Source organism: Caulobacter sp. SRI_008, assembly GCF_057586355.1.
Genome location: NZ_JBYCZS010000009.1, coordinates 128,518 through 143,278 on the forward strand (window position 1 = coordinate 128,518; position 14,761 = coordinate 143,278).

14 protein-coding genes are annotated in these 14,761 nt (G+C 70.2%); 7 read left to right on the top strand and 7 right to left on the bottom strand.

Annotated features, from left to right (window positions below):
• A complete protein-coding gene (locus tag AC2YHT_RS10165; protein WP_487289535.1) occupies window positions 1-1,332 on the top strand; it encodes an amidase in 1,332 nt (443 codons plus the stop codon).
• On the top strand, window positions 1,329-2,111 hold the full coding sequence (locus tag AC2YHT_RS10170; RefSeq protein ID WP_487289536.1) for an enoyl-CoA hydratase/isomerase family protein: 783 nt from the start codon (window positions 1,329-1,331) through the stop codon (window positions 2,109-2,111). The genes AC2YHT_RS10165 and AC2YHT_RS10170 overlap by 4 nt, the downstream gene beginning before the upstream one ends.
• Before the next feature lie 275 nt (window positions 2,112-2,386).
• Here AC2YHT_RS10170 and AC2YHT_RS10175 read toward each other — a convergent pair whose 3' ends face one another.
• Together AC2YHT_RS10175 and AC2YHT_RS10180 are read right to left on the bottom strand one after the other, a co-directional pair.
• Window positions 2,387-3,109: a hypothetical protein gene (locus AC2YHT_RS10175; protein ID WP_487289537.1), complete on the bottom strand. Its 723-nt coding sequence runs from the start codon at window positions 3,107-3,109 to the stop codon at window positions 2,387-2,389.
• A gap of 120 nt (window positions 3,110-3,229) precedes the next feature.
• Complete coding sequence (locus AC2YHT_RS10180) at window positions 3,230-4,420, bottom strand: acyl-CoA dehydrogenase (RefSeq protein ID WP_487289538.1); 1,191 nt, start codon at window positions 4,418-4,420, stop codon at window positions 3,230-3,232.
• Between the two features lie 118 nt (window positions 4,421-4,538).
• Between AC2YHT_RS10180 and AC2YHT_RS10185 the strand changes: the two genes are divergently transcribed.
• Genes AC2YHT_RS10185 through AC2YHT_RS10205 form a run of 5 tightly spaced genes read left to right on the top strand, consistent with a single transcriptional unit; the run spans window position 4,539 to window position 9,022 of the window.
• On the top strand, window positions 4,539-5,834 hold the full coding sequence (locus tag AC2YHT_RS10185; RefSeq protein ID WP_487289539.1) for an aconitase/3-isopropylmalate dehydratase large subunit family protein: 1,296 nt from the start codon (window positions 4,539-4,541) through the stop codon (window positions 5,832-5,834).
• Window positions 5,834-6,322 carry a LeuD/DmdB family oxidoreductase small subunit gene (locus AC2YHT_RS10190; protein WP_487289540.1) on the top strand — a complete coding sequence of 163 codons (489 nt, stop codon included), beginning with the start codon at window positions 5,834-5,836 and terminating at the stop codon, window positions 6,320-6,322. The genes AC2YHT_RS10185 and AC2YHT_RS10190 overlap by 1 nt, the downstream gene beginning before the upstream one ends.
• Window positions 6,319-7,179: an isocitrate lyase/PEP mutase family protein gene (locus AC2YHT_RS10195; RefSeq protein WP_487289541.1), complete on the top strand. Its 861-nt coding sequence runs from the start codon at window positions 6,319-6,321 to the stop codon at window positions 7,177-7,179. Before AC2YHT_RS10190 ends, AC2YHT_RS10195 begins: the two co-directional genes overlap by 4 nt.
• A gap of 12 nt (window positions 7,180-7,191) precedes the next feature.
• Window positions 7,192-8,136 carry a polysaccharide deacetylase family protein gene (locus AC2YHT_RS10200; RefSeq protein ID WP_487289543.1) on the top strand — a complete coding sequence of 315 codons (945 nt, stop codon included), beginning with the start codon at window positions 7,192-7,194 and terminating at the stop codon, window positions 8,134-8,136.
• Window positions 8,123-9,022, top strand: a complete 900-nt coding sequence (locus AC2YHT_RS10205) for a polysaccharide deacetylase family protein (protein WP_487289544.1) — start codon at window positions 8,123-8,125, stop codon at window positions 9,020-9,022. Before AC2YHT_RS10200 ends, AC2YHT_RS10205 begins: the two co-directional genes overlap by 14 nt.
• A 126-nt stretch (window positions 9,023-9,148) precedes the next feature.
• Here AC2YHT_RS10205 and AC2YHT_RS10210 read toward each other — a convergent pair whose 3' ends face one another.
• From AC2YHT_RS10210 to AC2YHT_RS10230, 5 genes are read right to left on the bottom strand one after another with little or no spacing between them, the layout of a single operon-like run.
• Complete coding sequence (locus AC2YHT_RS10210) at window positions 9,149-9,655, bottom strand: N-acetyltransferase family protein (RefSeq protein ID WP_487289545.1); 507 nt, start codon at window positions 9,653-9,655, stop codon at window positions 9,149-9,151.
• Window positions 9,652-10,989 carry an N-succinylarginine dihydrolase gene (locus AC2YHT_RS10215; protein WP_487289546.1) on the bottom strand — a complete coding sequence of 446 codons (1,338 nt, stop codon included), beginning with the start codon at window positions 10,987-10,989 and terminating at the stop codon, window positions 9,652-9,654. The genes AC2YHT_RS10210 and AC2YHT_RS10215 overlap by 4 nt, the downstream gene beginning before the upstream one ends.
• Window positions 10,986-12,434, bottom strand: a complete 1,449-nt coding sequence (gene astD / locus AC2YHT_RS10220; protein WP_487289547.1) for a succinylglutamate-semialdehyde dehydrogenase — start codon at window positions 12,432-12,434, stop codon at window positions 10,986-10,988. Before astD ends, AC2YHT_RS10215 begins: the two co-directional genes overlap by 4 nt.
• Window positions 12,431-13,435 carry an arginine N-succinyltransferase gene (locus AC2YHT_RS10225; protein WP_487289549.1) on the bottom strand — a complete coding sequence of 335 codons (1,005 nt, stop codon included), beginning with the start codon at window positions 13,433-13,435 and terminating at the stop codon, window positions 12,431-12,433. Before AC2YHT_RS10225 ends, astD begins: the two co-directional genes overlap by 4 nt.
• Window positions 13,436-14,695 (bottom strand): hydrolase, encoded by a 1,260-nt coding sequence (locus tag AC2YHT_RS10230; RefSeq protein ID WP_487289550.1) that lies wholly within the window; start codon window positions 14,693-14,695, stop codon window positions 13,436-13,438. It lies immediately after the preceding gene.
• Window positions 14,696-14,761: the final 66 nt, after the last annotated feature.

Consider the following 14,761-nt stretch of genomic DNA (forward strand, 5'->3'; position numbering starts at 1 on the left):
GTGGCGAGCTTCTCCGACCCCATCGTCGCGGCCGGCGTCGCCGGCCTGCCGGCGCTCTACGCGGCGGGCCTCAGCCCCGTCGACGTGACCGAGACCTATCTGGCGCGGATCGAGCGGCTGAACCCGGCGATCAACGCCGTGGTCGAACTGGACGCGGCCGGCGCGCGCGCCGAGGCCCGAGCCAGCGCCCAGCGCTGGGCGGCCGGAACGCCGCTGTCGCCGATCGACGGCGCGCCGATCGCCGTGAAGGCCAACATCGCCGTCGAAGGTCTGGTCCACAGCGCGGGGATCAAAGCCTACGCCCGCAATGTCGCGCCGACCGACGCCGCCTGCGTGGCCCAATTACGGGCGGCCGGGGCGGTGATCCTCGGCACGTTGAACATGCACGAGGCCGCGCTGGGCGCGACCAACGACAACGTCTTCCTGGGGCGCTGCGAGAACCCACATCGCGCCGGCTTCACCCCCGGCGGCTCGTCGGGCGGCTCGGCGGCCGCCGTGGCGGCCGGGCTGTGCGCGGCGGCCCTGGGCACCGACACCATGGGCAGCGTGCGCCTGCCGTCGTCCTATTGCGGCGTCGTGGGCTACAAGCCGGCCCTGGGCGCGATCGCGACAGGCGGGGTAACCGCCTTGTCCTGGACGCTGGACCACGTGGGCGTCCACGCCCGCTCGGCGGCGGACGCGGCCTTGATCGCCCAGGCCTGCGGCGTGGCGACCACGACCGCGCCGGACGGCCGGCCTCTGGCGGTGCTCGACCTCGACGGCCTGGTGCAGCTGGAACCGGCGGTGGCGGAGAATTTCGCCCGCACGCTGGAAGCCCTTACGGCCGCCGGCTGGCGGTTGGAGAAGCTGCGAATCGACGATCTGGACCTGGGCGCCCTGCGCCGCGCCGGTCTGCTGATCAGCGAGGTCGAGGGCGGCGTCGAGCATCGCCGCGCCCTGGCTCTGGACCCGGAAGGCTTCACGCCGGAGCTGCGATCACTGCTGGCTTGGGGCGCGCGCCAGACGCCGGCCAAGCTGGCCGAGGCCTATCGACTTCTGACTGAAAGCAGACGGAAAATCCTCGCTGCGACAGCGCCCTATACCGGACTTTTGACGGCGACAACACCGCATCAGGCTTTCGCTTTCAGCAACGCGGTTCCAGCCAGCCAGGCCGACCTCACGGCGCTCGGCAACGTGCTGGGCGCCCCGGCCTTCGCCCTGCCGGCCGGCGAGGCCGACGGCCTGCCGCTGTCGCTGCAGGTGATCGGTATGACCGACGGCGCTACCCAAGCGCTGGCCGCACGGCTCTCCGAAGCCCTGCCCTCAGCCGCCGTTCCGGAGGCCTTCCGATGACCGCTTTCGCCGACGGGGCGCTGACCCTGACCATCGACGGCGACGTCGCGACCCTGGCCTTCGACCGGCCGGCCAAGCGCAACGCCATCGCCCTGGCCATGTGGCGCGCCCTGCCCGACGCCTGCGCGGCCTTCGCCGCCTCAGAGGCCAAGGTGCTGGTCATCACCGGCCGTGGCGGCCATTTCGCGGCCGGGGCCGACATCGGCGAGTTCGAGGCGGTCTATGCCACGCCGCAGAGCGCGGCCGACTACAACGCCGCCATCGCGGCCGGGATCGGGGCGATCGCTGGCTTGGAAAAGCCGGTGCTGGCCGCCATCGAAGGCGCATGCGTCGGCGGCGGCCTGGCCGTGGCCCTGGCCTGCGACCTGCGGATCGCCGCGCCGGACGCGCGGCTGGCGATCACCCCGGCCAAGCTGGGCCTGACCTACAGCCTGGAAGACACCAAGCGCCTGGTCGACGCCGTCGGGGCGTCGGCGGCCAGGGACATCCTGTTCACCGGACGCCTGCTCGGGGCCGAGGAGGCGCTGCGGCTGGGCCTGATCGACGCGATTGAAGCGGATGTTCCGGCCGCCGTTGCGACCAAGGCGGCCGAGATCGCGGCGGCGTCGCAGCGCTCGGTGCGGGCGATCAAGGCGACGATCCGGGCGATCCTGGCCGGCGCGGTCGAGGACGACGTAGCGACGCGGGCGGCGTTCGTGGCCTCGGTGTCGGGGCCGGATTTCATCGAGGGCCGGACGGCGTTCCTGGCCAAGCGGAAGCCGGTGTTTCCGGAGCGGTGAGCTCCCTTTTTCGCCCCTCTCTCATCGAGAGAGGGAGGGGCCCGCGCCGCAGGCGTGGGAGGGTGAGCGGTTATAATCTCTCAGGATCGAGCGCGGTTGTTCCGCGCATGTTTGGTTGGCGAAAAGCTTCGCCACTTCAAGGCAATGTCGCGGTCTGTTGAAGGTTTCCACCACCAGCCGGGATTTGCCGGCAAGCGGTGAAACCTCTCACCCTCCCACCGCTTCGCGGCGGGCCCCTCCCTCTCTCTAAGAGAGAGGAATTTGCGACTGCGCCCCTACCGCTCCAACTCCACCAGTTCGTACCAGGTCTGCATGTACCCCCCGACGCCGCCCTTCACGAACAGCGAGTCCTCATCGGCCGTGACCCACATGTCGTAGGTCGGATGCTCGCCGTCCTTGCTGACCATGCCGCCGTCCTCGCCGAGGAAGCGGAAGTGGCGGCAGGCGAAGGTTCCGGCCGGCGTGGTCGCCTCTTCGTCGCCGACATATTCGAGCGTGATGCCGCTCTCGACGATCTGCGGCGGGGTCGCACCACGATGGTCGACCGAGGGCAGGAAGACGCGAAGCTTGCGCTTGTGCGGCCCCTTGGCGACGTCCATCACCTTGCACATGTAGGCGTCGCCGATGATCGGATGGGTGCCGAAGCCGTCGAAATGGCCGTTCATCGGCACGCGCTGCGACAGGCGGCCGATCGACGGGCCATAGCTCTCGCACTCGATGAAGTCGTCGCCGAAGCGGAACCAGCCCGAGCCCATGAACTTGTCGCCGACCGTCAGGCGCAGGTGGAAGTCCATCGGGCGATTGTTCTCGTCGAGGGAGTAGACGGCGTCGCGCAGGACGGTGGGATCCGGCTCCTCGATCTCGCATTGGGCGCGGATGGTGACCTTGCCGTCGGTGTGGCGGGTCATGGAGAAGTGCTCGCGGCCCCGCTCCTGGCCTTCGCGGCCCGGCTTGCGCGAAGTGTAGAGGATCTTGCCGCGGATGGTCTGGTGCTTCATGGCGGTCTCGATTGTGGAACCGCCCTCGTCCTTCGACAGGCTCAGGATGAGGGCTACGGAAACGGCGGTTCAGTCGAGATCCTCATCCTGAGCTTGTCGAAGGACGAGGATCTCGCGCGATCAGAAAGCGGCGATCCCCGTGATCGCCCGGCCCAGGATCAGGGCGTGGACGTCGGCCGCGCCTTCGTAGGTGTTGACCGTCTCGAGGTTGGCCGCGTGGCGCATCACGTGGCTGGCGCCGGAGATGCCGGCCCCGCCGTGGATGTCGCGGGCCTCGCGGGCGATGATCAGGGCCTTGCCGCAGTTGTTGCGCTTCAAGAGGCTGATGGCTTCCGGCACCCAGTCGCCGGCGTCGAGGCGGCGGCCCAGGGCCAGGGCGCCTTCGAAGCCGAGGGCGATCTCGGTCTGCATGTCGGCCAGCTTCTTCTGGATCAGCTGGCGGGCGGCCAGCGGACGGCCGAAGACGACGCGGTCGGCGACATAGGCGGCGCTGGTCTCCAGGCAGAAACGCGCCGCGCCCATCGCGCCCCAGGCGATGCCGTAGCGGGCCTTGTTGAGGCACGAGAACGGTCCGCGCAGACCCTTGACGTTCGGCAGGATGGCGTCGTCGGGCACCAGCACGTCCTGCAGGACGATCTCGCCGGTGATCGAGGCGCGCAAAGACAGCTTGTCGTCGATCTTCGGGGTGGTGAAGCCTTCGGTCCCGCGCTCGACAAGGAAGCCGCGGATCTCGCCGTCGAGCTTGGCCCAGACCAGGGCGACGTCGGAGATCGGGCTGTTGGTGATCCACATCTTGGCGCCGTTGAGCACGTAGCCGCCGTCGACCTCGCGGGCCACGGTGCGCATCGAGCCGGGATCGGAGCCACCGTCGGCTTCGGTCAGGCCGAAACAGCCGATCAGCTCGCCGCGCGCCATGCCCGGCAGCCACTTCCGCTTCTGCTCTTCCGAACCGAATGCGTAGATCGGGTACATGACCAGCGAGGACTGCACGCTCATGGCCGAACGATAGCCGCTGTCGACGGCCTCGATCTCGGCGGCGGCCAGGCCGTAGGCCACGTGGCTGACGCCCGCGCCGCCGTATTCTTCCGGCAGGGTCGAGCCGAGCAGGCCAAGCTCGCCCATCTCGGTCATGATCTGGCGATCGAAGCGGCCGTCGGCATAGGCGCTGACCACACGCGGCAGCAGTTGCTCTTGCGCATAGGCGCGAGCGGCGTCGCGGATCAGGCGCTCGTCCTCGGTCAGGCGGGCGTCGAGGGCGAGCGGGTCCTTCCAGTCGAAGGCGGGAATGGTGCGAGCGGCGTCGAGGGGCATCGTAGTCCTCCGGCGGCCGGAAATGACCGCACAGCAATTGATCTGAACTTCCGCCTTTCTAGCCGGGGGCCCCGCGCCTACCCCGGTCGCCGCTGGATTTGACCGGGAGGCGATTAGGTTGGTTGGCCAAGTGGGCGGCAAGACGCTCGTCGAGAAGGTGATCGCCAAGGCCGCGGGCCTGCCGAGCGTGCGCGCCGGCGACCTCGTGACGGCCAAGGTGGATCTGGCCTTCGCGCACGACAGCAGCGGCCCGCGCCGCTGGCGTCCCCTGCTGGAAGAGCTGGGCGTGGGCCTGTGGGACCCGTCCAAGGTGGCCATCGTCTCCGACCACTACGTGCCGGCCGTCGATGCGGAATCGGCGGCGATCCTCAAAGGCACGCGCGACTTCGCCCGCGACTATGGCGTCTCGGCCTTCTTCGACATGGTCGGCATCTGCCACCTTGTTTTGCCCGAGCACGGCCTGATCCGTCCGGGCGCCTTCATCGCCGGCGGCGACAGCCATACGCCGACGGCCGGGGCCTTCGGGGCCTATGCCGCCGGTTATGGTGCCACCGACATGGCCGCCATCGCCGCCACGGGCGAGACCTGGCTGGCCGTTCCGGAGACGATCCGCGTCGAGTGGACCGGCGCCTTCCAGCCGGGCGTGACGGCCAAGGACGTCATGCTGTTCCTGTGCCGGGAACTGGGCATGGACAACGCCTTCAAGGCGGTGGAATTCGCCGGCCCGCTGGTCGAGGCCATGCCGATGGCCGAGCGCATGGTGCTGGCCAACATGGCCGCCGAGCTGGGCGCCGAGACCGGGGTCGTGGCGGCGGACGCCGTGACCTTCGCCTATCTGGCCGCGCGCGGCGCGCCGGTGACGGACGAGGCGGCGGCCCTGGCCCTGCATTCGGATGCCGACGCGACCTACGCCGCCGTCCATCGCTTCGACGCCTCGGACCTTGCGCCGCAGATCGCCGCGCCGCACTCCCCGGCCAACACCCGCGACGCGACCGAGTTTACCGAGGTCCGCATCGACCAAGCCTATATCGGCGCCTGCGTCGGGGCCAAGATCGAGGACCTGCGGATGGCCGCCGCCGTGCTGCGGGGGCGCCGCGTGGCGGCGGGCGTGCGGCTGCTGGTGGCCCCGGGCTCGGCCCGCACCGCCGAACTGGCTGCCCGCGAGGGTGTGATGGAGACCCTGCTGGCGGCCGGCGCGGTGCTGATGCCGTCGGGCTGCGGCGCCTGCGCCGGCATGGGCGCGGGGATCCTCGCCGAGGGCGAGACCTGCATCTCCTCGACCAACCGCAACTTCCAGGGCCGGATGGGCCACGCGGGGGCGAACGTCTATCTCGGCTCGCCCTACGCCGTGGCCGCCGCCGCCACGGCCGGCCGCATCGTCGATCCCCGCCCCTATCTGACGGGAGCCGCCTGATGTCCCGCGCCTTCGTCTTCGGCGACGCCATCGACACCGACCTGCTCGCCCCGGGCAACCTGATGAAGCTGCCGCCGACCGAGCTGGCGCAGCATTGCCTGCGCGCCATCGCCCCGGACTTCGCCAGCACTGTGCGGCCCGGTGACGTGGTGTTCGCCGGTGCAAACTTCGGCCTCGGCTCGTCGCGCGAGCAGGCGGCCGTCTCCCTTCGACTCCTTGGCGTCTCTGCGGTGCTTGCGACTTCGTTCGCCCGCATCTTCTACCGCAACGCCATCAACCTCGGCTTGCCGGCCTTCGTGTTTCCCCAGGTCGGCGAGATGACGGACGGCGATCGGATCCTCCTGGATCCGGTCGCTGGACGCCTCGAGAACATCACCACGGGCAAGACCTACGCCCTGACGCCGATCCCGCCGCACCTGATGGCGATGATCGACGACGGCGGCCTGATCCCCCACCTGAAACGACGCCTGAAGGGAGCCGCCGCATGAGCCTGCGCGACCGCCTCGCCCAAGACACGCCGCTGCTGGCCCCCGGCGCCTATGACGCCCTCTCGGCCCTGCTGATCGAGCAGGCCGGGTTCGAGGCCGTCTACCTCTCCGGCGCCTCGATCGCCTATACGCAGCTGGGCCGGCCCGACATCGGCCTGGTGTCGTTCGACCACGTGGCCGACGTGGTCGGCCGAGTGTCCGAGCGGGTGAACCTGCCCCTGATCGTCGACGGCGACACCGGCTTCGGCAACGCCGTCAACGTGCAGCGCACGGTGCGGATCTTCGAGCGCATGGGGGCCTCGGCCATCCAGCTCGAGGACCAGACCTTCCCCAAGAAGTGCGGCCACCTGTCGGACAAGGGCCTGGTCTCGACCCAGGAGATGTCGGGCAAGATCCGCGCGGCGCTCGACGCCCGCGCCAGCGACCAGACCCTGATCATCGCCCGCACCGATGCGATCGGCGTCGAGGGCTTCGAAGCCGCGCTCGACCGCGCCCACGCCTATGTCGAGGCCGGCGCCGACGTGCTGTTCGTCGAGGCCCCTCGGTCTCTGGGCGAGATGAGCGCCATCGCCCATGCCTTCGCCGGGCGCGTGCCGCTACTGGCCAACATGGTCGAGGGCGGCAAGACCCCGCTGCTCGACGTGACGGAGCTGGGCAATATCGGCTTCAAGCTGGTGATCTCGCCCGGCGCCCTGGTGCGCGCCCTGGTGCCGACGGCCGAGGCCTTCCTGGCTAGCCTGAAGGCCAATGGCGCGACGCGTCCGTTCGCAGAGCGGATGATCGACATGGGCGGGGTGAACGACCGCATCGGCCTTGCTGAAATGGTCACGACCGGCGCGGCCTACGCCGCCGGCTGAGTGGAGCGTCAGATGCAGGCCGATCCCAACCTCTACGACCATTGGCCCTACAGAGACCGGCCCAAGATCGTCTGGCCGGACGGCAAGAAGCTGGCCTTCTGGATCGCGCCCAACATCGAATATTACGAGTTCGATCCGCCCAAGAACCCGCAGCGTCCGGGCTGGCCCAAGCCGTCGCCGGACGTGGTGGGCTATTCGCAGCGCGACTGGGGCAACCGGGTCGGCCACTGGCGGCTGATGGAGCTGCTCGACAAGTACGGCATGCGCGGCTCGATCTCGCTGTCGGTGGGCCTGCTCGACCATCACGCTGAGATCATCGAGGCCTGCGTGGCGCGGAACTGGGAGTTCTTCAGCCACGGCATCTACAACACCCGCTTCTCCTACGGCATGGACGAGGCTCAGGAGCGGGCGGTGATCGAGGACTCGATCCGCTCGGTCGAGGCCGCCACCGGCCAGCGCATCCGCGGCTACCTGGCCCCGGCCCTGACCCACACCGAAAAGACCTTCGACCTGCTGGCCGAAAACGACTTCTGGTACACCTGCGACCTCTTCCAGGACGACCAGCCCCAGCCGGTGAAGACCAAGACCGGCAAGCTGATCTCGATGCCCTATTCGCTCGAGGTCAACGACGTCATCACCTACGGCGCGCTGTCGATGAGCCCCTGGCGCTACGCCGACGTGCTCAAGCGCCACTTCGACCAACTGCTGGAAGAGGGCGAAAAGTCGGGCACGGTGATGTGCATCCCGCTGCACGCCTATCTCGTCAGCCAGCCGCACCGCATTCGGCCGTTCGAGGAGGCCCTGCGCCACATCGCCGGCCACGACGAGGTGTGGATCACCACGGCTCGCGAGATCGCGCAGCACTATCGCGAAAACTACTTCGACCAGACCGTGGCCGACATCGCCGCGCGCGGCCTGGCCACGCCAGGAACGGGGTTCGACCATGCCACTGCCTGACGAGCATCTGATCTATCCGCACAGGTCCTACGGCATGGACCAGGACCGCTACGCTTGGCGGCCCTCGACGGTGCGCCCCCCGATCGCCTGGCCGGGCGGCTCGGCCGTGGCGGCGATGATCGTCGTGCCGATCGAGCACCATCCGCTCAATCCACCGGGCAAGCCGTTCAAGCACCCCGGCGCTATGGTCACCCCTTATCCGGACCTGCGCCACTACACGACGCGCGACTACGGCAACCGGGTGGGCGTCTACCGCATCCTCGACGCCCTGAAGGCCGCTGGGCTGAAGGCGACCTTCCCGATCAACGCCGACCAGCTGGAGCGGCTGAAGCCCCTGGTCGAGGCGATCCTGGCCGACGGCCACGAGATCGCCGCCTATGGCCTGTCGACCACCCACATTCATTGGGGGGGCCTCGATCGCGAGACGGAGGCCGCCTGGGTGGCTGAGGTGCGGGCGCGGTTCGACGCGGCGGGGCTCAAACCCCGCGCGTGGCTGAGCCCGGCCCGGCAGCAGTCGTTCGCGACGCTCGACCTGATCAGCGCGGCGGGCTTCGACATCTGCCTGGACTGGGAGCAGGACGAGGTTCCGGTGGCCATGACCACCGACGCCGGCGAGGTGATCGGCCTGCCGCTGTCCAACGAACTCGACGACCGGTCGCTGATGATCGACCGCCGCCAGACCGAGGACGAGTGGGCGGGCCAGGTGCTGGAGGCGGCCAGCTATCTGGCCGACGGCGCCGAGCGGTTCGGCGGGCGGGTGCTGGGCTTCACCCTGACGCCGTACGTGACCGGGCAACCGTTCCGGATTTCGGCCTTGCGGCGGTTGCTGGCGGGGCTTGAGGAGATCGGCGTCAAGGCGATGACGGCGAGCGAGATCGCCTCCTGACCCTTCTCCCCTTGCGGGAGAAGGTGGCGGCGAAGCCGACGGATGAGGGGTCGCGCGGAACGTTCTGAGAGACCCCTCACCCGACCTCGCTCCGCGAGGCCACCCTCTCCCGCAAGGGGAGAGGGATCAGAGGATCAGCCCCATCGCGATGTCGTCCTCGAACGTCCCGTCCGGGAACCGGCCGCGCTTCTCCAGCCGGCCCTCGATGCGAAACCCCAGCCGCTCATAGAGCCGGATCGCGCCCGCGTTCCCGGCGCCGGTCCCCAGCTCCACCCGCACGATCGGCGGATCCATCGCCCGCGCGGCCGCAAACAACGCCTGGAACAGGGCCGAGCCGACGCCCCTGCCCCGCCAGTCCGGATGCACGGCCACGGTCAGGTCCGACAGCACGTGCGAGAACAGCTTCACCGGAATGCGTACGGCGTGGATCTCGCCGATGACGACGCCGCCTTCGTCCACAGCCACCAAGCCCACGCCGTCGGCCAGGGCTTCGTGCAGAATCCGGTCGATATAGCCGTCGGTGATCTCCTCCGGCTGGCGCGCGATGCCGCCTGGCATCGCGGCCGTGGCGCGATGGACGGCGGCGACCGGGATCGCGTCGTAAGCGCGGGTCGGGCGGATAGAGAAGCTCATGCGTCTCTCTGGAAGGGATAGAAGCCGCCGCCGAGATCTAGGATCGCGGTCAGCTCGTCCAGGGCCTCGCGGCTTTCGATCAACAGCGACGGATCGGCCAGATCGGCCGGCGCCAGGCGGTCGCGGTAGCGTCGAGCGCCCCAGTCGGCCAGGCGCGCGTGTAGGGCCGCGTCGAACCGCTGGGCGGGATTGGCGGCGGCCAGTTCCTCGTCGGTCAGCACCACCCGCAGCCGCAGGCAGGCGGGACCGCCGCCATTACGCATGCTCTGGCGGACGTCGGCGTATTCCACCCGACCGATCGGGCCGTTGGAGGCCAGCAGCCCCTCAGCGACCGCGCGGGCGCGGGGATTGTCGCGGGTCTCGCCGGGCGCCAGCAGCACCAGGCGGTCCTCGCCAGGCAGGACGAGAAGCTGCGAGTTGAAGAGATAGCTCTTCACCAGGTCCTCGATCGGCAGGTCGACCTCGGAGACCTCGACGAACACCGGCTCGAACAGGCCCTCGGCGGCGCGGCGGACCTGCGCTTCCATGGCGGCGCGATCCTCGAAGGCGGCCTCGTGGAAGAACAGGGTCTCGCGCGTGCCGACGCAGACGACGTCATTGTGGAAGGCCCCGCCGGCGATGGCGCGGCGGCCCTGGCGGGGGAAGACGGCGCGGGCGGCGGCGTGGCGGCGCTGGATCGCCTCGAAGGCCTCGCGGGTCTGGCGGGCCGGATAGGCACCGCTCCAGTGCTCCCAGGCCTCGCGGCCCCAGACGAACAGGTTGACGCCGCTCGCGCCGTGCTCGGCGCAGAGCCGCACGTGGTTGGCCGCGCCCTCGTCGGCGAAGTGCGGCTGGGTCGGCAGCGGGTCGTGGACGGCGAAGCGGGCCTCGTCCGGGAACAGCCGGCGCAGAGCCCTGGCGGTCTGCGGCCCTTCCAGGCTGCGGTGCAGGTTGGTCAGCAGGTTGGCGGGCGTGAAGTGCACCCGGCCGTCGGCCGCATCGGCGCTGGGCGTCACGGTGGCGGCGTTGGCGGCCCACATCGGCGAGGCCGAGCAGGCGGCGGCGGCCAGGGCCGGGGCGGTCTTCCAGGCGGTCTCGATGACGGCGGCGTCGGAGCCCGTGAACCCGATCGCCTTAAGAAAACCGACGTCCGGACGCTCGTGGGGCGGCAGCACGAACTGCGGCACGCCCCAGTCGGCCAGGCGGCGCATCTTGTCGAGCCCCTCCAGCACCGCCGCGCGCGGGTCGGAGACCTGGCCGGCGTTGACCTGGCTGGCGATGTTGCCGGGTGACAGGCCGACATAGGAGTGGGTCGGGCCGACCAGGCCGTCGCAATTGGCCTCGACGGCCGTCACGGGCGAAGGCCCTTGATGTCGCCGGTCGTGTCGAGCACCGCGCCGGCCTCGAAACTGGCGACCGGATAGGCGCAATAGTCGGCGGCGTAAAAGGCGCTGGGCCGGTGGTTGCCCGAAGCCCCCAGCCCGCCGAACGGCATGGTCCCGGCCGCGCCGGTGGTCGGACGGTTGAGGTTGACGACCCCGGCCCGAATCCGCGCCAGGAATCGGTCCCAGAGAGCCGGGTTCTCGGTCACGAGCCCGGCCGACAGGCCGTAGCGTGTGGCGTTGGCCGCAACGAGCGCCTCGTCGAACGAGGCGACGCGGCGCACCTGCAGGACCGGCGCGAAGATCTCGTCGTCGGGCACATCGACGCCGGTAACGTCGATCAGGCCCGGCGAGACGAAGGCGCCCGACAGGCCCTCGACACGTCCCGGTTCCAGCAGACGCTTGCCCTCGATGCGGCCGGCGGCGGCCAGGGCGTGGCCGGCGGCGCGTTCGGAAATCAGCGGGCCCATGAAGGGCTCCTCGCCGTTCCAGGGACCGATCGACAGCTTTGGAACCAGGGCCAGCACGGCCTCGACGATCGCCTCTCCCTCCGAACCGTCCGGCACAATCAGGCGGCGGGCGCACGAGCAGCGCTGGCCGGTGGTGATGAAGGCCGACTGCGCCACCAGGGCCGCGACGGCGGCCGGGTCGCCGGCCTGCCAGGCCACCAGCGGATTGTTGCCGCCCAGCTCCAGGGCCAGGATCACGTCGGGCCGGTCGGCGAAGTGGCGGCGGAAGAAGGTCCCGGCCTGGGCCGAGCCGGTGAACAGCAGGCCGTCGATCTCCTGATCGATCAGCGCCTGGCCGACCTCGCGTCCGCCCTGCACCAGGTTGACGACGCCGGCGGGCACGCCTGCCGCCTCCAGCGCCTCGACCAGCAACTGGCCGGCCAGGGGCGTCTCTTCCGACGGCTTGAAGACCACGGTGTCGCCAGCCAGCAGGGCCGGCACGATGTGGCCGTTGGGCAGATGGCCCGGGAAGTTGAACGGCCCCAACACCGCCATCACGCCATGCGGCCGGTGGCGCAGCACGGCGCGGCCGAAGGGCATGGCGTTTTCCGCGACGCCCGTCCGCTCGTCATAGGCCTTGATCGAGGCGTCGACCTTGCCGGCCATCGAACCGATCTCGGCCTTGGTCTCCCACAGCGCCTTGCCGGTCTCGCGGCTCAGGGTCTCGGCGTAGGGTGCAGCGCGTTCGAGCAGCACATCCTTGTAGCGGCGCAGGATGGCGATCCGCTCCTCGCGCGGCAGGTCGGCCCAGGGATGGAAGGCCTTGCGAGCCGCCGCCACGGCAGCCTCGACATCAACGGACGAGGCCGTGGCCTCGCGCCAGACGACCTCGCCGGTCGCCGGGTCGGTGGAGACGGCCTCGGGCCCCTGCCCGCTCTTCCAGACGCCGTCGATATATACGCCGCTCATGCCTTCACCCGCACATGGTCGCCTTCGCCGACGCCGAGAGCATCGGCCGCCTCGCGATCGAGGATCGCCGCCTCGCCGTCGATCAGCACGGCGGCCCGCACCGCCCGGAAGCGGGCGACGTCGGTGGTCGAGATCAGGGCCTCCTCGCCGAACGCATCCTCGCCGATCTTCACCCGCAGGCGGCGGGCGTCACGCACGGTACGAATGTCGTCGCGCGGCGCGGCGACGGTCGGGCCAGCGTCGAACAGGTCGACCAGACCCTGGTAGCGGAAGCCCTCGCGCTCCAGCATCGCCCGGGCGGCCTCGCCGTCGCGGTGCACCTTGCCGATCACATCGCGGGCGGCGGGGGCCAGCAACTCGGTGTAGATCGGGTGGCGCGGCGCCAGGTCGAGGATGAACTGGCCGTTGGTCGAGGCGCTCATCAGATCGGCCTGGTCGAAATCCAGCCGGAAGAACTTGCTGGCCGCGTGCTCCCAGAACGGGCACGAGCCGTCCTCGTCGAACCAGCCGCGCAGCTCGGCCAGCACCATCTCGGCGAAGCGCTGCGGCTCGATGCCGATCAGCATGTAGCGCGATTGAGCCAGCAGGCGCCCGGCCCCGCCCTTGCGCTTTTCCGGTCGCAGGAACAGCGACCCGACCTCCGACCAGCCGGCGCATTCGTTCACCAGGACGAGGGCCTTGTGGTCGAAGCGCATCTCCAGCACCGGCGACGACTGGGCCAGGGTCACCACGCGGAACGAGAAGAACGGCCGCTTGAGGCCGACGCTGGCCTTGACGCCTGCGACGCCGTCGATGACGCCGGTCTCCAGGTCTTCCAGCATCAGGGTGTACCAGGCCTCGGGCGGGGCGACCCCGGCCTGGAAGCTGGCTTCCGACAGGGCCAGGCGTTCGCGCAGGGTCGGCTCGTCCTCGGGCAGGCTGGTGAAGCCCCGCCCCGACAGCACGGCCAACTCCATCAGGGAGTCGAAATCCGCCGAACCGGCGGGACGGACGACGAGCATTCAGAGGATCTCCGGTACGGCGGCCATGGCCGCGCGGATCGCGTGGGCGTCGATATCGCCGTTCGCGAGCTTGATCAGGGTGAGCGCCGAGAGCTGGGCGCGCTCGACGAAGCTGGCCGGCCAGGCGTGCTCGGCCTCGCTGTGGATGTCGCCGCCGCGCACGCCCAGGCTGTCGATGTTGGGCAGGCCCGAGGCGAAGAGGTTGTTGCCCTCGCAGACGCCGCCGGACGGCTTCCAGGCGATGTCCTGGCCCAGCAGCGCGCCGACCTCCTTCACCGCGCCGAACAGCCGCTCCTGAGCGGCGTTGAACGGCTTGGCGCCGCGGGTGATGCGGCCGTGCAGGTGGGCGTGCAGGCCGTCGGCCGAGGTGGAGGCGACGATGTCGGCGATCTCGCCCTCCAGCCAGGCGGCGTCGACGGCCGAGGGGAAGCGGACGTTGAACCGCAGCACGGCGATGTCGGGCACCATGTTGAGCGGCGAGCCGCCGTCGATCTTGGCGATGTTGAGCGTGACCCCCTCGCGGCGGCCGTTCAAGGCGTGCAGGGCCTGGGCCAGACGCGCGGCCTCCATCACCGCGTTGCGGCCCGAGGCGAAGTCGCGGCCGGCGTGGGCGGCGCGGCCGTGGACCACGACGTGGAAATTGCCCGAGCCCTTGCGCACGCTGGCCAGCGCCCCGTCGGCCAGGGCCGGCTCGTAGGTCAGGCCCACATGGCCCAGCCGCGCGAAGTCGGCCAGCACCGGGGCCGAGGCGATCGAGCCGATCTCCTCGTCGGGCGACAGCAGCACGCGGTAGCCCAGATTGGCTGCCTTGGGGTGGCGCTCGAATGCCTCCAGAGCCGCCAGCATCACCGAGATCCCGCCCTTCATGTCGGCGATCCCAGGCCCGTGCAGCGCGCCGTCCGGACGGGTGGAGACTGTCTGGAAGGCCGAGGTCTCGGGGTAGACGGTGTCGTAGTGGCCGGTCAGCACGACCTGGACCGTCGCCTCCGGGCGCACGACGACGGCGATGGCCGGCGGATGAAGCTGCGCGATCTCCCGCCCGTCGGCGGCGATCTCGGGCGAGGCGGTCAGCGGGATATCGGTCGGGGCGGCGGGCAGCACCGAGAAGGCTTCGGCAAGAACCTGCCGCTGCCGCTCCAGGCCCGCGATGTGACGGCTTCCCGAGTTGATGGCGCACCAAGCCACGGCCCGGTCGATGATCCGGGGGCCGTCGGCCGCCAAACTCCCCAGGACAGCCCGATCTTCGTCGTCGATCCGCATGGATTCGCTGTCTCCCTTGACCAGAGCCTAGTCCAAGGGCCGCGGGCAAAACGTTGTTTCCTTTGG